General features: G+C 70.8%; 17 protein-coding genes and 1 tRNA gene. 10 read left to right on the forward strand and 8 right to left on the reverse strand.

Features of this window, described 5'->3' with window-relative positions; genetic code table 11:
* A complete protein-coding gene (locus ACFUTX_RS08580; RefSeq protein WP_378862713.1) occupies window positions 1–1287 on the reverse strand; it encodes a CDP-glycerol glycerophosphotransferase family protein in 1287 nt (428 codons plus the stop codon).
* 109 nt (window positions 1288–1396) lie between these two features.
* On the opposite strand from ACFUTX_RS08580, the gene ACFUTX_RS08585 reads away from it, so the two are divergent.
* The gene (locus tag ACFUTX_RS08585; RefSeq protein ID WP_378862899.1) at window positions 1397–2422 is read left to right on the forward strand and encodes a glycosyltransferase; all 1026 of its coding nucleotides are present in this window, start codon (window positions 1397–1399) and stop codon (window positions 2420–2422) included.
* A 21-nt stretch (window positions 2423–2443) separates the two neighbouring features.
* Here ACFUTX_RS08585 and ACFUTX_RS08590 read toward each other — a convergent pair whose 3' ends face one another.
* The 3 genes from ACFUTX_RS08590 to ACFUTX_RS08600 form a co-directional block, all read right to left on the reverse strand.
* Window positions 2444–3892, reverse strand: a complete 1449-nt coding sequence (locus ACFUTX_RS08590; RefSeq protein WP_378862716.1) for a CDP-glycerol glycerophosphotransferase family protein — start codon at window positions 3890–3892, stop codon at window positions 2444–2446.
* On the reverse strand, window positions 3889–5163 hold the full coding sequence (locus tag ACFUTX_RS08595; protein ID WP_378862719.1) for a CDP-glycerol glycerophosphotransferase family protein: 1275 nt from the start codon (window positions 5161–5163) through the stop codon (window positions 3889–3891). Before ACFUTX_RS08595 ends, ACFUTX_RS08590 begins: the two co-directional genes overlap by 4 nt.
* A gap of 65 nt (window positions 5164–5228) precedes the next feature.
* Window positions 5229–6797, reverse strand: a complete 1569-nt coding sequence (locus ACFUTX_RS08600; RefSeq protein WP_378862722.1) for a S1C family serine protease — start codon at window positions 6795–6797, stop codon at window positions 5229–5231.
* A 115-nt stretch (window positions 6798–6912) separates the two neighbouring features.
* On the opposite strand from ACFUTX_RS08600, the gene ACFUTX_RS08605 reads away from it, so the two are divergent.
* Window positions 6913–8112, forward strand: coding sequence for an aminotransferase class I/II-fold pyridoxal phosphate-dependent enzyme (locus ACFUTX_RS08605; protein WP_378862725.1), 1200 nt, complete (start codon window positions 6913–6915; stop codon window positions 8110–8112).
* A 2-nt stretch (window positions 8113–8114) separates the two neighbouring features.
* Here ACFUTX_RS08605 and ACFUTX_RS08610 read toward each other — a convergent pair whose 3' ends face one another.
* Window positions 8115–8930: a carbon-nitrogen hydrolase family protein gene (locus ACFUTX_RS08610; RefSeq protein ID WP_378862728.1), complete on the reverse strand. Its 816-nt coding sequence runs from the start codon at window positions 8928–8930 to the stop codon at window positions 8115–8117.
* The gene (locus tag ACFUTX_RS08615) at window positions 8927–9436 is read right to left on the reverse strand and encodes a DUF6328 family protein (protein ID WP_378862731.1); all 510 of its coding nucleotides are present in this window, start codon (window positions 9434–9436) and stop codon (window positions 8927–8929) included. The genes ACFUTX_RS08610 and ACFUTX_RS08615 overlap by 4 nt, the downstream gene beginning before the upstream one ends.
* 94 nt (window positions 9437–9530) lie before the next feature.
* Between ACFUTX_RS08615 and ACFUTX_RS08620 the strand changes: the two genes are divergently transcribed.
* The 8 genes from ACFUTX_RS08620 to ACFUTX_RS08655 all read left to right on the forward strand — a co-directional run bounded on the left by ACFUTX_RS08620 (window position 9531) and on the right by ACFUTX_RS08655 (window position 15378).
* A tRNA-Met gene (locus ACFUTX_RS08620) sits at window positions 9531–9604 on the forward strand.
* Window positions 9605–9763: 159 nt separating this feature from the next.
* Window positions 9764–10315 (forward strand): isopentenyl-diphosphate Delta-isomerase, encoded by a 552-nt coding sequence (idi, locus tag ACFUTX_RS08625; protein WP_378862734.1) that lies wholly within the window; start codon window positions 9764–9766, stop codon window positions 10313–10315.
* Complete coding sequence (locus tag ACFUTX_RS08630) at window positions 10312–11367, forward strand: polyprenyl synthetase family protein (protein ID WP_378862737.1); 1056 nt, start codon at window positions 10312–10314, stop codon at window positions 11365–11367. The genes idi and ACFUTX_RS08630 overlap by 4 nt, the downstream gene beginning before the upstream one ends.
* On the forward strand, window positions 11364–12248 hold the full coding sequence (locus ACFUTX_RS08635) for a phytoene/squalene synthase family protein (protein WP_378862740.1): 885 nt from the start codon (window positions 11364–11366) through the stop codon (window positions 12246–12248). The genes ACFUTX_RS08630 and ACFUTX_RS08635 overlap by 4 nt, the downstream gene beginning before the upstream one ends.
* Complete coding sequence (crtI, locus tag ACFUTX_RS08640) at window positions 12245–13816, forward strand: phytoene desaturase family protein (RefSeq protein WP_378862743.1); 1572 nt, start codon at window positions 12245–12247, stop codon at window positions 13814–13816. Before ACFUTX_RS08635 ends, crtI begins: the two co-directional genes overlap by 4 nt.
* 1 nt (window position 13817) lies before the next feature.
* Entirely contained in the window at window positions 13818–14174 is a 357-nt protein-coding gene (locus ACFUTX_RS08645; RefSeq protein ID WP_378862746.1) for a lycopene cyclase domain-containing protein, read from the forward strand.
* Window positions 14171–14494 (forward strand): lycopene cyclase domain-containing protein, encoded by a 324-nt coding sequence (locus ACFUTX_RS08650; protein ID WP_378862749.1) that lies wholly within the window; start codon window positions 14171–14173, stop codon window positions 14492–14494. The genes ACFUTX_RS08645 and ACFUTX_RS08650 overlap by 4 nt, the downstream gene beginning before the upstream one ends.
* The gene (locus ACFUTX_RS08655) at window positions 14491–15378 is read left to right on the forward strand and encodes a prenyltransferase (RefSeq protein WP_378862752.1); all 888 of its coding nucleotides are present in this window, start codon (window positions 14491–14493) and stop codon (window positions 15376–15378) included. The genes ACFUTX_RS08650 and ACFUTX_RS08655 overlap by 4 nt, the downstream gene beginning before the upstream one ends.
* A 52-nt stretch (window positions 15379–15430) precedes the next feature.
* Here the strand turns inward: ACFUTX_RS08655 and ACFUTX_RS08660 are convergent, their stop codons facing one another.
* Window positions 15431–18337, reverse strand: a complete 2907-nt coding sequence (locus ACFUTX_RS08660) for a UPF0182 family protein (protein WP_378862755.1) — start codon at window positions 18335–18337, stop codon at window positions 15431–15433.
* Between the two features lie 76 nt (window positions 18338–18413).
* Window positions 18414–19535 carry a PDZ domain-containing protein gene (locus tag ACFUTX_RS08665; protein WP_378862758.1) on the reverse strand — a complete coding sequence of 374 codons (1122 nt, stop codon included), beginning with the start codon at window positions 19533–19535 and terminating at the stop codon, window positions 18414–18416.
* Window positions 19536–19611 lie beyond the last annotated feature (76 nt).

Genomic DNA, 19611 nt, shown 5'->3' on the forward strand with positions numbered 1-19611 from the left:
CTAGGCCTGTACCTCGTCGTCGAGCTCGGCTTCGTCGGGGTCGGATGCGCCGTCGGCCTCAGCCTCGGAACGGGCGTACCACCGGTCCCACTCCTCCATCAGGTGCCGGACCGCCCCGTGGAATCGCGCCGTGGCGGCGCCGGCCGACGTGTCGCCGAAATAGTGGCGCACCCAGTGGGCGAGCCGCTCCACGGCCTCCGGATCGGCCAGGACCCGGTCGGTCTCGCCCACGATGGCGGGCGCGGCGGATGCCTCGAGCCACTCGCACGCCGACAGGTAGCCATGGCTGTCGATCGCCGCGGCCGGATCGGCGGGACGCGTGATCAGCAGGGGCCGGTCGGCAGCCAGCCGGTCATACACCATCGCCGACACATCGACGACGGCCACGTCGGCGGCGGCCAGCTGCCAGCCGAGGTCGGGTCCGTCGTCGTACACGTGGTGCGCGCCCGGATCCGCGGCGTTGGCGGCGGCGATCGCATCGATGATGCGTCGGTTCGCCGCACCGTACTCGGGGACCACGACACCCGAGCGGGGATGCGGCCGGTAGATCAGACGGTGCCTGCCGCTGGCGAGCAGCGCGGCGGTGAGCGCCTCGCCGTGGGTGACGACAGACCCGTAGTGCGCCGACGGCCGGTCACCCTCCCACGTGGGCGCGTAGAGCACGACGGTCCGCTCGTCGGGCGTGTAGGGCAGCGAGCCCGAGTAGTGGTCGGCCTGAGGCCGGCCGATCGCGAGCGTCCGGCGGTCCACGTCGTAGTCCCAGAGCACCCGCGAGAGCCGCTCACGCGCCGCGTCCCCCGCGATGAACGCGTAGTCGTACGCCTTGTACTGGTTCGTGGTCATGTACATCTTGTCGGACTCGCCGTGGTTGATGAACACGTGCCACCGGCGCCCGTACCGGAACATCTGGAAGTTGCGGGTGTTCTGGTTCACGTACAGGACGATGCGGATGTCCTGCTCCGCGATGAAGCTCTCGAGGTCGCGGACGGTCGGCACGAAGGCGACCGGTGGCGCGTCCTCCGCCAGCAGCGCCTGAGCGCCTGTCGCCGCCCTGCTGAGCACGACCACGGGCCAGGTCTTCGCGAGATCCGCGAGCGGCTTGTACCACTGCCGCATCTGGTACATGTTCACCGCGCCGTCGGCGAAATACACGGCGATCCGATAGTGGAATCGCGGATGCGGCGGCCGCGCCGCGAGGGTTCGCCGGACGTCTCCCGCTGCACGTCTGCCGGTGACGGCCTTGCTGACGAGTGCAACGGCCTTCTTCGCATCCGTGACCATGCCCACACTCTCAGACTACCCAGGCGACACATGACATGATCGACGCGTGCAGGTCGAGCAGCGCGGGCGCAGGGACGCTCCAGAAGTCCCTCCCCACGCCGGCGTCACCTTCGTGATGCCCGTCCTCAACGAGCGCGGCTACCTGCGCCGGGCGGTGGAGACCGTCCTGTCGCAGCAGCTCGACGGACCCTCGGAGCTGATCCTCGCGCTGGCGCCGTCCACCGACGGCACCGACGAGGTGGCTCACGCGCTCGCGGATGCGGACGAGCGGATCGTCATCGTCGACAACCCGGCTGCCGACATCCCCGTCGGGCTCAACCGCGCCATCCGTGCGGGCCGGTTCCCGACAGTGGTGCGCGTCGACGCCCACTCCGAGCTCGACCCCGACTACACCCGGCGTGCGCTGGCGACGCTCGACCGTGTGCGCGCTGCCAACGTCGGGGGCGTCATGCGAGCCGACGGCCGCACGCCGTTCCAGCGGGCCGTGGCTCGCGCCTACAACTCCCCCATCGGACTGGGGGGCGGTGCGTATCACGGCGGCACGCAGGAGGGCGAGGCGGAGTCCGCCTACCTCGGGGTCATGCGTCGCGCCGTGCTCGAAGAGGTCGGTCTGTTCGACGAGACCATACGCCGCGGCGAGGACTGGGAACTGAACCTGCGCATCCGCCGCGCGGGCTACCGGGTGTGGTTCGACCCGGCGCTGTCGGTCACCTATTGGCCACGCGAGAGCTGGTCGCGGCTCGTGCGGCAGTTCTCGGCCACCGGACGATGGCGCGGCGAGCTCGTCCGTCGGTTCGGACGGGGCAACTCCCTCCGCTTCTTCGCGCCGCCGGCGCTGATCGCCACGATCGCGCTCGCGGTCACGGTCGGCGTGCTGCAGGCGACGGGCGTGCTCACCGGGTGGTGGTCGGCTGCGGCATCCGTCGTCTACGTGCCGGTCGCGGCGTACGCGATCGTGATCGCCGCCGTGGCGATCGGCCCCGGAGGCGGCAGCGGGTGGCGCGACAAGCTCTGGACGGCCGCCGTGCTGCCGACGATGCACCTGTCGTGGGGCTGGGGGTTCCTGGTCGGGCTGGTCCGCGGGGCTCACGACACGGTCGACACCTCGAGGCTCGGCTCGCGGAACACCCCGCTGCCCTGACGGCGTCACGACGGGGGCCGGTCAGTCCGGATCGACGAACCCCTGGTCGAGGATCCGCGAGACCACGCGCTCGGCGGCGTGGCCGTCGTCCCGTGCGTTGAACGTCGCACGCCAGATCCCATACCGTTCGTCATGCTGCCAGGGATCCTGGCCCAGCGCGGCGACGAGCTCTTCCTGCGTGCGCACGACCGGCCCCGGCGCATGCGCCGCGAGATCGAAGTAGAAGCCGCGGAGCTCGCCACGATAGTGCTCCATGTCGGGCACCAGGAAGTACATCGGCTTGCCCGTCACGGAGAAGTCGAACATGACCGACGAGTAGTCGGTGATGAGCGCGTCCGCCGCGAGCAGCAGCAGGGACGTGTCGGGAAAGCCGGTCACGTCGAGCACGCGCGGTCCCTCGGCATCCCTCCCGGGCTGAAGGGTCCGCGAGTGCCCGCGCACCAGCACGACGGCGTCGGTCGCCTCGGCGAGCGCCGCCGGATCGACGAAATCGACGATCTCGTCCCGGTCGTCGCGCCAGGTGGGCGCGTACAGCAGAACCCGCTCCTCCGGACGGATCCCCAGCGCACGGCGGGTGTCCGCCCCGTCGCCGAGGACGAGCACGTCGTTGCGGGGGTAGCCCTCGACCCACACCGGGCGCGAGAGGAAGGCGTAAGCCTTGCCGAGGATGCGTGCCGCGTAGGGGTTCTGCGCCAGCAGCACGTTCCAGCGCCGCGACTCCCGGACGACCGCGGCCATGCGGCGGGGATCGAATCCGGGCCGGTGCAGAGCGAGGCGCTTGAGGGGCGTGCCGTGCCAGGTCTGCAGCACGACCTGCCCGGGCCTGCGTGAGAACCGGCGGCGCAGCCAGTCGTTGACGACCAGGAGCCGCGCGGCACCGCGCACCCGCCACCACTCGGGACTCCCTTCGACGATCGGGATCGCGCCCTCGGGAACGGCGACCGACAGGTCGACCACGCTCCAGTAGCGCGTGATGCCGGGCGCCCGGCGGGCGAGCTCCCGGTCGATGGCCAGCGGATTGCAGCTCGCGTTGCGGCCGTAGAAGCTCTCGAAGAAGACGGCGTTCTCGAGGTGCGCCGAGCGGTGGGCGTATCGCCGCTCCAGCGCATCCTGGCCTTCGCCGGAGTCGTACGCCGGGTTGATCGGCGGTCCCACGCGCAGCGACCAGCCGACCAGCTCGGCGCGAAGCGTCCCGAGCTGGGTGAGCGGCAGGGGCGGCGGAGGGTCGACCTCGCCGCTGTCCGACGAGGTGACCCGCAGCTCGTAATCGCCCGACGGCAGCGGAAGCTCGGGGCCACCCCACCGCACCGCGCGCAGCGGCAGCACGGCGCGCCACGTCTTCCCGCGGCCCGACAACGTCGCCGCGACGCGCGCGCGCCGTCCGACCAACTCGACGGCGGCGGGACGCGCCCCCTCGCCCGAAAGGACGAGCGCGACTCCCCCGTCGGTCGTGAATCGGGCCTGGGTCATCGGGATCCTCTCGTCCGGGGTCGCATGCTCGATCCGGCCAGGATCGCACGGTACACCCTCTGGGAGTTGGCGCCGTCGCGGAAGGCGTGGACCGCCTCGCTGAGGCGCCTCGCGCGTTCCACCCGGCGCTCGCGCTCGCCGGCATCGCGCAGCAGCGCCTCCAGCTGGGCGCGCGCACCCTCCCAGTCGACCGCCCAGTCCGCTCCGGCGATGTCGGCGTAACGGCCGTAGAACCCTCGACGCCGCGCGTAGTCGTCGACGTCCGGCGCGAGGAAGACGACCGGCAGCGGAACGAGGGCCGAGTCGAACACCAGGGAGGAGTAGTCGGTGACGAGCGCATCGAGGCCCGGCAGCAGCGGAGTGACATCGGCGACGAGGTCGCTTCCGAGGGCGCGGACCCGATCCGTCGGCACCGGCGGCCGGTACTCGCCGGCGCCGAGCGGGTGCGACCGCACCAGCAGCACCGCGTCCTCGCGTTCCAGCAGCCGGGTGAGCGCGTCCCACTCGGCTGCCGAGGGAACGGCGGGGTCGGGGGCCCCGTCGCGCCAGGTCGGCGCGTAGAGGACCGTCGTGACCCCGGGCGAGATGGGTCCGGTGAGCTGTTCCAGCTCGGCGCGGGCGTTCGAGCGCCGCTCGGCGGCCGTACCGCGGGAGAGCACGTCGACGCGGGGCTCGCCGGTGACCGGTACGCGCTCGTCCGGGAGGGCGAACGCCGACTCCAGGCGCCCGCGGACCACGTGCGACGCCGCGGGAAGGATGCGGATGCGGCGCGCCGCGCCGCGGAACATCGCCGCCAGCAGTCGGCGCAGGGCCGGGCCGGCCGCCGAACGCGCGAGCGCCGCGGGCAGCCGGAGGGTCTCGGGCGAATCGAGCCCGATGCGCTTGAGCGGGATGCCGTGCCACAGCTGCACGACGAACGATCCCGACACGGCGTAGCGATTGACGTCGCCGAAGCCGTGGGTCACGACGACGACCCCCGCCCTCGCCGTGAGCCAGAGGCCTCGCAGGGAGGACTTCGCGACGCTCCGGATGCCGCGGGCGGCGGCATCCCGCGCCTCGCGCTCGGAGCCCACCAGCCAGACGCCGCGCGTGCCCTCGGCGGCTGCCGTCTGCCAGAGCGCGAGCGCGCCGTCCCCGATCCCTGCGCCGCAGCCGAAGACCCACTGATCGTGCGCACGCGGGACGACGGCCGTGAGAAGGCGTCCTGCGGCATAGAGCGGGAGTGTCACGAGCTTTCGCGCGTTCCCCGCACCGAACGAGAAGGACGCCACCCCGTGAGCCTATCGCCCGCGCCGCGGGCTCCGTCTCAGGGGGTGGCGTCCCTACCCGTGCGGGTCTACTGCTGAAGAGCGCCGAGCGTGACGTCGACCGTCCGGGTCTCCCCGTCGCGGACGAAGGTCACGGTCGCATCGCTGCCGGCGGCGGCCGCCCGCACCTGCGCGGTGAGGTCGACCGAGTCGGTCACCGGCACGCCGTTGAAGGCGGTGACGACATCGCCCTCGCGGAGCCCGGCGGCTGCGGCCGCGCCGCCCTCGACAGCCTCCTGGATGTACGCGCCGGTCATGGTCGAGCCCTCGACCTGAGCGGCCGAGACCACGTTGGCCCCGAGGAGGCCGTGGGTGGCTTCACCGTCTTCGATGATCTCGTCGGTGATGCGCTGGACGATGTCGGACGGGATCGAGAACCCCACGCCGATCGATCCGGAGCCGTCGGCCGAGCCGCCCGCGGTCGCGATGGCCACGTTGATGCCGATGAGCCTGCCCTCGGAGTCGACGAGCGCGCCGCCGGAGTTGCCCGGATTGATGGCGGCGTCCGTCTGGATGACCGCGATCTTGATCGACTCGCTGGGTGCCTGCCCGTTCGGCCCCTGACCGAAGTCGAACTGGAACGGGCCGCCCTGCTCGCCCTGCTCGCCCTGGCCGCCGTCGCCCTGGTCCTCGTCCGCGTCGCCCGAATCGGGAGCGGCCGACGACGCGATCTCGATCGACCGGTTGAGAGCGCTGACGATGCCGGTCGTGACGGTGTTCGACAGCCCCAGCGGAGCACCCACGGCGATCGTCTCGTCCCCGACGTTGAGGTCGGACGAGGAGGCGAAATCGATGGGCGTCAGGCCTTCGGCATCCTGCAGCTTGATGACGGCCAGATCGTACGTCGGATCGGTTCCGACGACCTCGGCGTCGTACACGCGGCCGTCCGAGGTGGTGACGCGGATGACCGCGTCGCCGGTGGCGCCGTCGAGCGTCACGACGTGGGTGTTCGTCACCACGTAGCCGTCCTCGCTCAGCACGACGCCGGAGCCGGTTCCGCTGCCGCTGTCGCTGGTGGCCTCGATGGTCACGACGCTCGGCACGACCTTCGCCGCGATCGCGGTGGTCTGGTTCACGGAGTCCGTGTCGTTCACGGTGACCGTCGCGGGGCCCGCGGCGGGAACGGTGCCGTCGGGAGAGAAGAGGTTCACGCCCGCGTACGCGCCACCGAGACCCGCCGCACCTCCGACGATCGCCGCGGCGACGACCAGTCCGACGACCTTGCCCGCGCCGCTCGGCTTCTTCGGAGCCCGGGGTGCCGTGGGGACGGCGGAGGTGGTGGCGGCCTGGCCGAACGCGGCGCCCTGCGGCTGACCCGCGTACTGCTGGGGTGCGGCGGGCTGGCCGGCGTAGCCCTGCGGTCGTGCATACGCCGGCGCGGGGTAGCCGGCCGGCGGCGCAGACGGCGACGCGGGCGAACTCGACTGAGCGGCCTGCCACGCCGGAGTGGCCGGAGGCGCGGGCTGCGGTGTCTGCGGTGCCGGCTGCGATGCCGGCGACGACGTCTCGGCGCCGTTCACGGGCGCGGCATCGGGCGTGCTCGCGGTCGGGTCCGCGGGGTTCTGGTCTGCGGGGCTGTTGCCCGGGATGTCGCTCATGGTTGCTCCTTCTTCCAAGCACTCACCACAGTGCCCACCGATGCTGTGCGTTTCTTATGCCCTGAATGGGACGGGACTATGCGATCCGCCTGAACAGGTCGAGTACCGTGATCCGATGCGAGACATCCCCGGAGCTTGGCACCGCACCGTTTCCGGAGCGGGGCTCGTCGGTGCCGACGGGGCCATCCGTCCCACCATCTTCGCCGAGATGTCGGCCCTCGCGGCCGAAACCGGCGCGATCAACCTGGGTCAGGGCTTCCCCGACGAGGACGGACCCCGTGCGGTGCTCGAGGCGGCGCGGGAGGCGATCGCGAACGGGGTCAACCAGTACCCGCCGGGTCGCGGCATGCCCGACCTCCTCGCGGCGATCGCCGAGCATCAGGAGCGGTTCTACGGCCTCCGCCTCGATCCCGCGCGTCACGTCCTCGTCACCGCGGGCGCGACGGAGGCTCTGGCAGCCTCCCTCCTCGCCCTCACCGGGTCGCCCGACGACGAGGTCGTCGTCTTCGAGCCGTTCTACGACTCCTACGCCGCCGTGGTCGCGCTCGCGGGCGCGCGCCTGGTGACCGTGCCGCTGCGGTGGCCGCGGTTCCAGCCCGACCTCGACGAGTTGCGTCGCGCCGTCAGCGACCGCACGCGGGTCATCGTCGTCAACGACCCGCACAACCCGACCGGTGCGATCCTCACCGACGAGGTGCGCACCGAGATCGTGCGGCTCGCCGAGCGTCACGGCGCGATCATCGTGACCGATGAGGTGTACGAGCACCTCGTCTTCGAATCGCCCCACGTGCCGATCGCCACCCTCCCCGGCGCCTGGGAGCGCACGCTCACCATCTCGTCGGCCGGCAAGACGTTCTCGACGACGGGCTGGAAGATCGGGTGGGTGTCCGGCCCGGAGGACCTCGTCTCCGCCGTCCTGGCGGTCAAGCAGTTCCTCACCTACGTCAACGGGAGTCCCTTCCAGCCTGCCATCGCCGTGGGTCTGCGGCTCGGCGACGAGTTCTTCCGCCAGATCTCCGAGACCCTGCGACGCAAACGGGATCTCCTCGGCGACGGGCTCCGCGCCGCCGGGTTCGCGGTCTCGGTGCCGGCGGGCTCGTACTTCACCGTCGCCGATGCCGGAGGGCTCGGCGCGACGGATGCCTCGGCCTTCTGCCGCGAGCTTCCCGCGCGGGCGGGAGTGGTGGCGATCCCCCTCACCGCGTTCACCACCCCCGAGCGGCGGGCCGAGTACGCCCCGCTCGTGCGGTTCGCGGCATGCAAGCGCGTCGAGGTGCTCTCGGAGGCGGCATCCCGCCTCGCCGCCGCGCGCTGACGTCAGACGTCGCGTGCGACGACGTCGAACCTCCGCAGCCGCAGCGCCGGATTCACGCGCCTGACCCTCTCGACCGCGGAGGGGTCGAGGTGGGCGACGGCGACGTCGGTCGCGGTGCCGATCGCCGCCAGCTCCACCCCCTGCGGGTCGACCACCATCGAGCATCCGACGCCGAGCGGCGGCGGGTGGTCGGCGGCCGCGACGAAGACGGTGTTCTCGATGGCCCTGGCGTGGAGGAGAGTGCGCCAGTGATGCTCCTTGAGCGGGCCGCGCACCCACTCCGCCGGGACGGCGAACACGTCGGCGCCCGCGTCGACGAGAGTGCGCGCCATCTCCGGGAATCGCAGGTCGTAGCAGGTCATCAGCCCGATGCGGAGTCCGTCGACGGTGAAGGTCTCCGGTGGAGCGGGGACGCCCGGCTGCACCCAGTCCGACTCCCGCTGCCCGAACGCGTCGTAGAGATGCAGCTTCCGATAACGGGCGACCAGTCCGGCCGGCCCGACGGCGACGACGGTGTTGTGCACTCGGCGCCCGTCGGGCGCCTCCTCCAGCAGCCCGGCGACGACGTGGATCGATTGGGTCGACGCGATGGTCGCGAGCCCGCGGACGAAGGGCCCGTCGAGCTCCTGCGCGTTCTCGACGAGCGATGCGTCGAACGGGTCGATGAAGAAGCTCGAGTACTCCGGGAACACCACCACCCGCGCGCCCCGCGCTGCGGCGACGGTCGCCAGATGGGCGATGGTCGCGAGGTTCGCCTCGCCGTCGGCTGTGGGGGCGAACTGGGCGACCGCGACCCCGACCGCGGCGTCCGAGGTCATGGGTGGGCCTCGTCGCGGACTTTGGCACGGAGCACGAGCGGAGCGACGACCCACAGCACGAGGATGAGGCCGCCGAGCACCCCGACGGTCCACCAGGCCGACGTCCCGCCGACCACGACGTCGAACACGAAGGCCACGACGCCGACGACGAGGACCGAGACCGTGAAGAGCGCCGTGATGAGCGCGGCGTGGCCATAGGCGACCACCTCCGCCTTGGCGCGCTGCTGGAAGAGGACGCGGTGCAGCGCCACGGGCGCGAGCGCGATGATCGCGCTGAGGGCCGACATCACCACGAGTGTGAGGTAGATGGTGCGCTGCCCCTCCGAGAGATCCGCGAATCCGGGTTGGAAGGCCAGGGCGAGCAGGAAGCCGGTCAGGATCTGCGTGCCGGTCTGCAGCACGCGGAGCTCCTGGAGCACCTCGTTCCAGTTGCGGTCGGCGCGCTCGGTGGCCGACTCGTCGCGACCGTCGTCGCGGTCGTCGTGCGGGTTCGCTCCCTCGGGCATACCCACATCCTCGCCGGTGGGGCGAGCGGGCGGCAAGGGAGCCGGGCCCGTGTCGCGACCCCCTCCGCAACCGTGCTAGGCTTTCATCTTGTGCCGCGGGGTGGAGCAGCTCGGTAGCTCGCTGGGCTCATAACCCAGAGGTCGCAGGTTCAAATCCTGTCCCCGCAACAGAACGAAGAAGGCGTCCCGGATGGGGCGCCTTCTTCTTTTCCTCCCGCGTCGACGTCGCCCGCTCAGCGGCGCGCTTTGTGGACACCCCCTTCGGAACCCTTGTATCATCGTCAAACGAGATCGCTAGGTAAACTAGCGAATGACGAGAGGATCCCGATGACCGACGCCGACCATGTGGTCCTCCTCGACGACGAGGGGCGGGCCATCGGCACCGCCCCCAAGAGCAGCGTCCACGGGACGGACACGGCACTCCACCTGGCCTTCTCCTGCCACGTCGTCAACCCCGAGGGCCAGGTCCTGGTCACCCGGCGCGCGCTGGACAAGAAGACCTGGCCCGGCGTGTGGAGCAACTCGTTCTGCGGACATCCTCGTCCCGCGGAGCCGGTGCTCACGGCGGTGCACCGCCGAGCCGAGTTCGAGCTGGGCCTGAAGCTCACCGACATCGAGCTGGCCCTCCCCCTGTTCCGCTACCGCGCCACCGATGCGAACGGAATCGTCGAACACGAGGTCTGCCCGGTGTACACGGCCCTCACCTACGACGAGCCCGTGCTGAATCCCCTCGAGGTGGTCGACGCCCGGTGGGTCGATCCCGCCGAGCTCGCGGCATCGCTCGAGACGACACCCTGGGCCTTCAGCCCGTGGCTGGTCCTGCAGGCGCAGCAGCTTCACCTTTTCGACACCGTCGCCCAACGCCGACGAGCGTCATGATCGCGCTTCCCTCGCACCCGCGCGTCGACTCCGCGATCGACGAGGCGGTCGCGCGCGTCGTCTCACGCGCGCACCTGCTCGGTCCCGGCTTCGGAGCACTGGGCGACGCGGTCGCTCGCGCTACCCAAGGCGGCAAGCGGTTCCGCCCGGCCCTCGTGTCCGCGTCGTTCGACGCCTTCGGCGGTGACCGCGAACGCTCACCCGGGCTCTACTCCGTCGCCGCGGCGTTCGAGCTGCTGCACACCGCGTTCGTCGTCCACGACGACGTGATCGACCACGACACCGAGCGCCGGGGAGTCCCCAACGTCGCGGGCGAGTTCCGCGCGCGGGCACGGGAGCGAGAGGCGGATGCCGCGGGCGCGGCGCTGCTCGGCGACGCCGCCGCGATCCTCGCCGGCGACCTGCTCCTGCACGAGGCGCTCCGCCTCGTCGCGCTGGCCGACGTCGACCCCGTCGCGCGCGAGCGACTCCACGCGCTGGTCGACGACGCCGTCTACGTCTCCGCGGCGGGCGAGCTCGCCGACGTGGAGAACAGCGTCGTCAAGGCGCAGGCGAGCACCGCCGACGCCTTCGACGCCGCGTTCAACAAGACCGCCGTCTACTCCTTCCGGGCGCCGCTCGAGGCAGGCGCCGTGCTGGCGGGCGCCTCGAGCGCCGCCATCGAAGTCATCCAGACCGCCGGCGGGCAGCTGGGACTCGCCTTCCAGCTCGTCGACGACCTCATCGGCGCCTTCGGCACCGCCGAGCAGGCGGGGCGTGCCAGCGGCGGCGACCTCCGCGAGTCCAAGCGCACCCCGCTCGTGGCCCTCGCGCGTGAGACCGCGTCGTGGTCGCGCGTGAGCGACGCGCTGGCCGTCGCGCACACCGGGCCCATCGCGGTGAGGAAGGCGCAGGCGGCCCTCGAGCGCAGCGGCGCGCCGACACGCCTGAGGGCGGTCATCGGGTCCACACTCGAACAGGTGCGCACCGCATCCCTCGACCCCTCGCTCCCGCCCGCCGCGGGCGAGCTCCTCCGCGACATCGCCGACGGCATGGAGAGGCGCATTCCGTGAGTTCCCGTCCCCGCGAGGCCGAGGCGACCGGCCTCGAACTCTACGACCGCACCGCGCGCGATGCGGCAGCCACCGTGATCTCGCGCTACTCGACGTCGTTCGCCCTCGCCTGCCGGCTGCTCGGTCCCCGGCCGCGTCCGCACGTGCGGACCGTGTACGCGCTCGTGCGGATCGCCGACGAGATCGTCGACGGCCCCGCCACGGCCGCGGGACTGTCGACCGACGCCGCGCGCCAGGTCCTGGACGACCTCGAGTCCGAGACTCTCGCCGCCGTGGAGCGCCGGTACAGCTCGAATCTGGTCGTCCACGCGTTCGCCCTCACCGCGCGCGAATGCGGGATCGGCGAAGATCTCGTGCGCCCGTTCTTCGCATCGATGCGCACCGACCTCACGCAGAGCAGCCACGACGGAGCCTCGCACGACGCGTACGTCTACGGCTCCGCCGAAGTGGTCGGGCTCATGTGCCTGCAGGTCTTCGTGAACGCGGGGTCGCCGCATCCGGTGTCGCCCTCCGCGGATCTCGTCGACGGAGCCCGTCGCCTCGGCGCGGCGTTCCAGGACGTCAACTTCCTCCGCGACCTCGATCACGACGCACAGGCCCTCGGCCGCGACTACCTCGGAGTGGCGGAGGGCGCGGTCGACCGCGAGCAGGTGCTCGACCGGATCGATGCGGATCTCGCCGCGGCGGCGGCCGTGATCCCCCGTCTGCCCGCTGACTGCCGACGGGCGGTGACCGCGGCACACGATCTCTTCGCCGAGCTCTCCGCCCGCCTGCGCAGCGCACCAGCGCCGTCGAGGAGAGTGCGCGTGCCCGACATCGTCAAAGCACGCCTGGCCGCACGGGCGGCGCTCGGTTTCGCACCGCGGGAGGTGCGCGCGTGAGCGGCGGGGAGCCCCGCACCCCGGGCACTGCCGTGGTCATCGGCGGCGGCATCGCGGGTCTCGCCTCCGCCGCCCTGCTCGGCGCGGAGGGCTGGTCCGTCACGGTGCTCGAGGCGCGCGATGACGTCGGCGGCCGGGCAGGCTCGTGGGAGCGGGACGGGTTCCGCTTCGACACCGGTCCGAGCTGGTACCTGATGCCCGAGGTGTTCGATCACTTCTTCCGGCTGCTGGGAACGACGGCGGAGGAGCAGCTGAACCTCGTTCCGCTGGATCCCGCGTACCGGGTGTACTCCGATCCCGCGACGGGCCGCGAACACCTCGACGTGCGTTCGGGGCGCGAGGCGGCGACGGCCCTGTTCGAGTCGGTCGAGCCGGGAGCGGGTGCCCGGCTCGCGGCCTACCTCGACTCCGCCGGAGACGCCTACGACCTCGCCGTCACCCGCTTCCTCTACGACACCTACGAGACCACCGCGGGCTTGCGCGACCCTGCCCTGCTTCGTCGCCTGCCGCAGCTCGCTCCGCTCCTCACGCGCAGCCTGGCGTCCTACGTCGATCGGCGCTTCGACGACCCGCGGCTGCGGCAGATCCTCGGCTACCCGGCCGTGTTCCTCGGCGGCTCTCCGTACGGCGTGCCGAGTCTCTACCACCTGATGAGCCACCTCGACCTCGATGACGGTGTCCTCTATCCGCAGGGCGGCTTCACCGAGATCATCCGCGCCGTCGAACGCCTGGCCGTGGCATCCGGAGCCCGCATCGAGACCGGAGCGCGCGTGGCGGGGATCGACACCGCGGCGGGTGCTGCGACGGGCGTCACCCTGCACGACGGCCGCAAGATCGCCGCCGACCTCGTCGTCTCGACGGCCGACCTCCACCACACCGAGACGACACTGCTGCCCCGCGAGCTGCAGACCTACCCGGAGTCGTGGTGGTCGAAGCGCGCGCCCAGCCCCGGCGCGCTGCTCCTCCTGCTGGGAGTCGAGGGATCCCTCCCCCAGTTGGCCCACCACACGCTGCTGTTCGCCGACGACTGGCGCACGAACTTCGACGACATCTTCGGCTCGGACACCCGCATCCCCGACCCCGCGTCACTCTATGTCTGCCGCCCGAGCGCGACGGATCCCTCCGTGGCGCCGCCCGGTCACGAGAACCTCTTCGTGCTCGTGCCGGTTCCGGCCGACCCCTCGCTCGGCCGGGGCGGCGTCGACGGCGCGGGAGATCCCGGCATCGAAGCGGCGGCGGATCGCGTCATCGAGCAGCTCGCGCGCTGGTGCGACATCCCCGACCTCGCCGACCGCATCGTGGTGCGCCGTACGATCACTCCGGGCGACTTCGAGGCCGATCTCGGCTCCTGGCGGGGAAACGCCCTCGGGCTCGCGCACACGCTCGGGCAGAGCGCGGTGTTCCGTCCGCGCAACGCCTCGCGTAAGGTCACCGGACTCTCGTACGCGGGCGGCTCGGCCCTTCCGGGAATCGGACTGCCGATGTGCCTCATCTCGGCCGAGCTCGTGGTCAAGCGCCTGCGCGGCGACCGCTCTCTGGGGCCGATCGCCGAACCGGTGAAGGTCTGACGTGCCAGGTCTGTACCTCGCCGCCATCCTGCTCTCGGCGGCCGGCATCGCGCTGATCGACCGCCGGTGGCGGCTCGCCGCCTGGCATGCTCCCGGGCGCACCGCGGCGGCCGTCGCGATCGGGGTCGCGTTCTTCCTCGCGTGGGATGCCGTCGGCATCGCGACCGACGTCTTCCGCAAGGGCGACAGCGTCCTGTTCGTCGGAATCGATCTCGCCCCGGAGCTGCCGCTCGAGGAAGTGTTCTTCCTGGCCTTCCTCTGCTACCTCGCCCTGGTGGCGTGGTCCGGCGCGCAGCGGCTGCTGGCGCGGAGGCGGGCGACGGATGCCGTCGGCTCGAGGACAAAGGAGGCCCGATGACGTACTCGCTCATCGTGCTGCCGTTCGCGCTGCTCACGGCTCTTGTCGTGCTCGCGACGGTTAGGCGACCCGCCTTCGGACGTCGCATGGGTGCGTCGGGGATCGCCGCGGCGGTCCTCGTGATCCTCACGGCCATCTTCGACAACGTCATGATCGCCTCCGGTCTCGTCGCCTATCCCGAGCAGCAGAGCTCAGGAATCCGGATCGGCGTCGCGCCGATCGAGGACTTCTCGTATGCGATCTGCGCGGCGTTCCTCGTGCCCGCGGTCTACGTGCTGCTCGCGCCGCGCCGCGCGGCAACCGTCGAGGAGGCTCCGTGAGCGGCGACCTTCGCACCGGCACGATCGCGCGCGAGCTGTTCGTGTCCTCACGGCCGATCAGCTGGATCAACACGGCCTACCCGTTCGCGGCCGCGTACCTCCTCACCACGCGGCAGGTCGACGTCACCTTCGTCGTGGGCACTCTGTTCTTCCTGATCCCGTACAACCTCGCGATGTACGGGATCAATGACGTCTTCGACTACGAGTCAGACCTCCGCAACCCCCGCAAGGGGGGTGCGCATGGCGCCGTCCTCGATCGACGGATGCACCCGATCACGCTGTGGGCAGCGGGCCTGTCCTGCGCCCCGTTCGTCGTCTACCTGGTGATCGTGGGCGACCCGGCGTCATGGCTCGTGCTCGCCGCGAGCCTGTTCTTCGTGGTGTTCTACAGTGCGCCGCCGCTGCGGCTGAAGGAGGTTCCCTTCGCCGACTCGCTGACCAGCAGCATCCACTTCTTCTCCCCCGCCGTGTATGCGCTCGTCCTGGCCGGAGCGGAATGGACCTGGCAGCTGGCGGCGGTCATCGTCGCGTTCGGACTGTGGGGCGTGGCTTCGCACGCCTTCGGCGCGGTGCAGGATGTCGCCGCCGATCGCGAGGCCGGGATCTCGTCGATCGCCACCGCCCGCGGCGCGCGCTGGACGGTGCGCTTCGCGTTTGCCTGCTATGCGGCAGCGGGTGCAGTGATGCTCGCGACGGCCTGGCCCGGACCGCTCGCAGCGATCGTGGCCGTTCCCTATCTCGTCGCCGTCTGGCCCTTCCGAAACATCACGGACGACACCGCGACCGAAGCGACGCGCGGATGGCGGCGCTTCCTCTGGATCAATCAGCTCGCCGGATTCCTCGTCACCCTGCTCCTGATCTGGTACTGGCTGATCACCGCATGACGGAAGGGGGCCGATCCCACCGGACCGGCCCCCTTCCGTGACGGGTTGGTTCCTACTCCTGAGCGCCGAGCTCGATGAGCTTCTCGACAGCGGCCGTGAGCGCCTCGTCGGCTTCGGCGAAGGCCGTGAGGTCGCCCGCCTGCAGGGCCGCGTCGCGGGCGAGCATCGCCTCCTGCGCGTCCTGGAGCGCAGCCTGATACTCGCTCGACGGAGCCTCCGGCTCGCTCGGCTCCGACGGCTCGGTCGGTTCCGGCGTCGGGGTCGGCCCCGGCGTCGGCTCGACGTCGTCGTCGCCGGCGTTCGCGCCGGAGTCGCCGCCGAACAGCGAATCGAGCGCTTCGTTCAGGGTGTCCTCGAACGCGATGTCGTTGCCGAACGACACGAGCACCTTCTGCAGCGTCGGGAGCTTCGTGGCACCCGACGACTGCACGAACACCGGCTGGACATACAGCAGGCCGCCCCCGACGGGCAGAGTGAGCAGGTTGCCGTTGAGGACCTCGGACTGGCCCTGTTTCAGCAGGTTGATCTGCGACGACACCTGGGTGTCGGCGTTGAACGTGTTCTGGACCTGGCCGGGACCGGGGACGGGTGTGTCGGCGTCGATGACGAGCATCCGCAGCTTGCCGTACTCCGGACTCTTCTCGCCCGCCTCGCTGCCCGCGTTCGAGTCCACCGCCAGGTACCCCATGAGCACGTTCCGCGCGTTCCCGCCGGTCGACGACGGGATGAACGACGTGAACATCGAGTACGTGGGGGCTTCCTGACCCGGCATCTGCATCGTCAGGTAGTACGGGGGCTGCAGCTGCGTGTCCGCCTGCGGGTCATTGGGCGTCTGCCACCGGTTGTCGCTCTGATAGAACGACCGCGCGTCGTCGACGTGGTAGACCCCGAGCACGGTCCGCTGGACCTTGAACAGGTCGGTCGGGTAGCGCACGTGGCTCATCAGCTCGCTGGACATCTCGCTGATGGGCAGCACCGTCGAGGGGTACACGTTCTGCCACGACTTCAGCACCGGATCCTCTTCGTCCCACGCGTAGAGCGTGACCGAGCCGTCGTACGCGTCGACGGTCGCCTTGACGGAGTTGCGGATGTAATTGATGTCGTCGAGAGCGAAGCGCGGTGCCGGGTTCGACGAGTCGGAGATCGCCGCCGCGAGGCTCACGGTCGACGAGTACGGGTAGTTGGCGCTCAGCGTGTAGCCGTCGACGATCCAGACGATCCGCCCGTCGACGACGCTCGGGTACGGGTCGCTGTCGAGGGTCAGGTAGGGAGCGACCTTCTGCACCCGCAGCGACGGGTCGCGGTCGTAGAGGATCTGCGAGTCCTCGTTGACGTAGTCGGAGAAGAGGATCTGCTCGGCCTGGAACTTCAGCGCGTAGATGAGGCGGTTGAAGACGCTTCCGATGCTGGGGCCGCCGTCGCCCTCGAACGTCGTCTTCACCTCGCTCCCGCCGTCGCCGCCGGTCGGGTAGTCGAGCTCGACCGGCTCCGCCCCTTCCGGCGCACCCACGATCGAGTACGGCGGCGAGTACTCGCCGAAGTACACGCGCGGCTGGAAGTTCTCCTGGTCGGAGAGAAAACCGGCCGCAGGGATGCCGCGCTCGAGGAAGACCGGGTCGCCGTCGCCGGTGCGGTCGTTGCCCTTCGCAGCGACGAGGCCGTAGCCGTGGGTGTAGACGACGGCGGAGTTCTGCCAGTCGGCGGCCGCGCCGAGCTCCTCGAGGTTGAGCTCTCGCACCGAGACCACCGTGTCCTGCGAGACGCCGTCGATGTCGTACCGGTCGACGTCGAGCGGATCGGCGAACTGGTAGTAGCCGCGGTACTGCTCGAGCTGCCGGACGGTCGGCGAGATGATCGCCGGGTCCATGATGCGGATCTGGGCCGTGGTCGCCGCGTCTTCGCGCAGCTGGCCGGCCTCGGCATCCGTCACCGCCTGGAAGTCCTGCTTCTCGAGCCCGTCCACGCCGTACGCCTCGTGCGTCATGTCGACGTTGCGCTGGTAGTACTCCTGCTCGAGCGTGAAGCGGTTGGGCTGCACCTGGAAGGTGTTGACCACCCACGGGTACCCGATGCCGAGCACGATCGCCGAGACGACGAGCAGCGCCGTGGCGATGAGCGGGAAGCGCCAGCGGCCGACGACGGCCGTGATGAAGAACAGCAGCGCCACGACCAGCGCCGCGAGGGCGAGGATCGTCTGGCCGGGGATGATGGCGTTGACGCCGGTGTAGCCGGGGCCGGTGATGCGGTCCCCCGGCTCGACGAGCGTCTTGTAGCGGTCGAGCCAGAGGCTCGCCGCCTGCACGAGGAGGTACAGCCCCGCGATCACGGCGAGCTGGATGCGAGCGGCCTTCGAGATGCGCAGCTCGCGCTGCCCGACGCGGACCGAGCCGTACAGGTACGAAACGAGCGCCGTCACCAGGAGGCACACCAGGAGCACAGCCGAGACGAAGCCCACGAGCGCGCTGTAGAACGGCATGGCGAAGAGGTAGAAGCCGGTGTCGAGACCGAACTGCGGATCGGTCGTCTCGGTGGCGACGCCGTTGAACCACAACCACGTGGTCTCCCACTGCGCCGATGCGGCGAAGCCGGCGAAGAAGCCGAAGAAGACCGGGATCCCCCACATCGCGAGGCGACGCAGCGGCTCGACGACCTCCTGGTAGCGGTCGAGCTGCGAGCTCAATCGCGCGTAGACGGGACGGAGGCGGTAGGCGAGCTGGATCGACAGCCACACGGGCACCGCCATGCCGAGGAACCCGACGACGAACATGACGACGCGGGCGACCCACTGGGTGATCAGGACCGAGTCGAACCCGAGCTGGTCGTACCAGAGGAAGTCGGCATAGAGATTGGCGAACACGAAGAACGCGGCCACGAGGGCGGCGATGATCGCGAGGGAGATGGCGATGACGCGTCGGGAGCGCGAGGGTGTGGCCGGGGTCGGCGCCGAGGTCGTGGTCACGGTCCCATCCTAGGTGCGCGGTTCTGAGCGGCCGCCGAGTCCGCGCTGGGCGAAATCCCGGAGAATCTCGCGCCGGTCATGACGTGCACGTCGGCAGGGCGTCCACATCCGCGCCGTCGCGGACCGTCTCGAGTGCGGCGAGCGCGTCGTCGAGCGTTTCGACCGAGAACACCTGGAGCCCGTCGGGGACGTGACCGACGACCTCGTCGCAGTTCGATGCCGGCGCGAGGAACCACTCCGCGCCCGCGTCCTTCGCTCCCCAGAGCTTCTGGCGGATGCCGCCGATCGGGCCCACCTCGCCCCCGGCGGTGATGGTCCCCGTGCCTGCGACCTGCTCGCCGCCGTTCAGCTGGCCCGGGGTGAGGGTGTCGATGATCCCGAGCGCGAACATCATCCCGGCGCTCGGACCGCCGACGTTGTTGAGCTGGATCGCCACATCGATCGGGAAGTCGTAAGCGGCCATGAGGGTGATTCCGAGCAGCAGAGTCTTCTCGCCGTCGACCTCGGTCTCCTTCGGCGCCACCGAGACCGCCTGCTCGTCGCCGTCGCGCTCGATCAGCAGCTCGACCGGGTCACCGCCGCCTTCGTTGACGATCTCGCGCAGCTGCGCGGCATCCGCCACCTCCGTGCCGGCTGCGGCGAGGATGACGTCGCCCTCTTCCAGCACCCCCTGCGCCGCGGAATCCTCGACGAGCGAGTGCACGGTGAGCTTCGCGCCGACGTCGTAGCCGAGCTCGGTCAGGGCGGCGGCCGTGGCCTCCTGCTGGGAGTCGATCATCATCGCGGCGCTCTCGGAGTTGCGCTCCTCGGTCGTCGTGCCCTCGGGGAAGACGCTCTCGATCGGCAGCACCGCCTTGGTCGGATCGAACCACGCCATCGCCAGCTCGAACCAGGAGGGAGTGCGTTCGCGGTTGCCGACGACCTGCACCGTCAGCAGGTCGAGGGCACCCTCGGTCGGGAAGGTCTCCGCGCCCTCGACCGAGATGAGCGGCACCTCTTCGCCGTCCGCGGACGCCGCTGTTCCGAGCGTGTTGTACACGGGCCCCGGCCGCTGGATGACGTACGAGGTGGGGAGGAAGGTGATGACGAGGAGGACAACCAGGGAGATCGCGAGCGCCCACATCCCGATGAGGGCGGTGCGGGACAGGCGCCGCCGCGGGGCGGGCGCGATCGTGACGTTCTCGTCGAACAGGGCCACCGGGACCTCTTCCTGCCTGGTCGTTCGCGACCGGCGTAAGTCACGCGAGGCTCTGCCGGAGAGTGCGAGGGATGCT

This window comes from Microbacterium sp. NPDC057407 (assembly GCF_042803895.1).
Classification (GTDB): Bacteria; Actinomycetota; Actinomycetes; order Actinomycetales; family Microbacteriaceae; genus Microbacterium.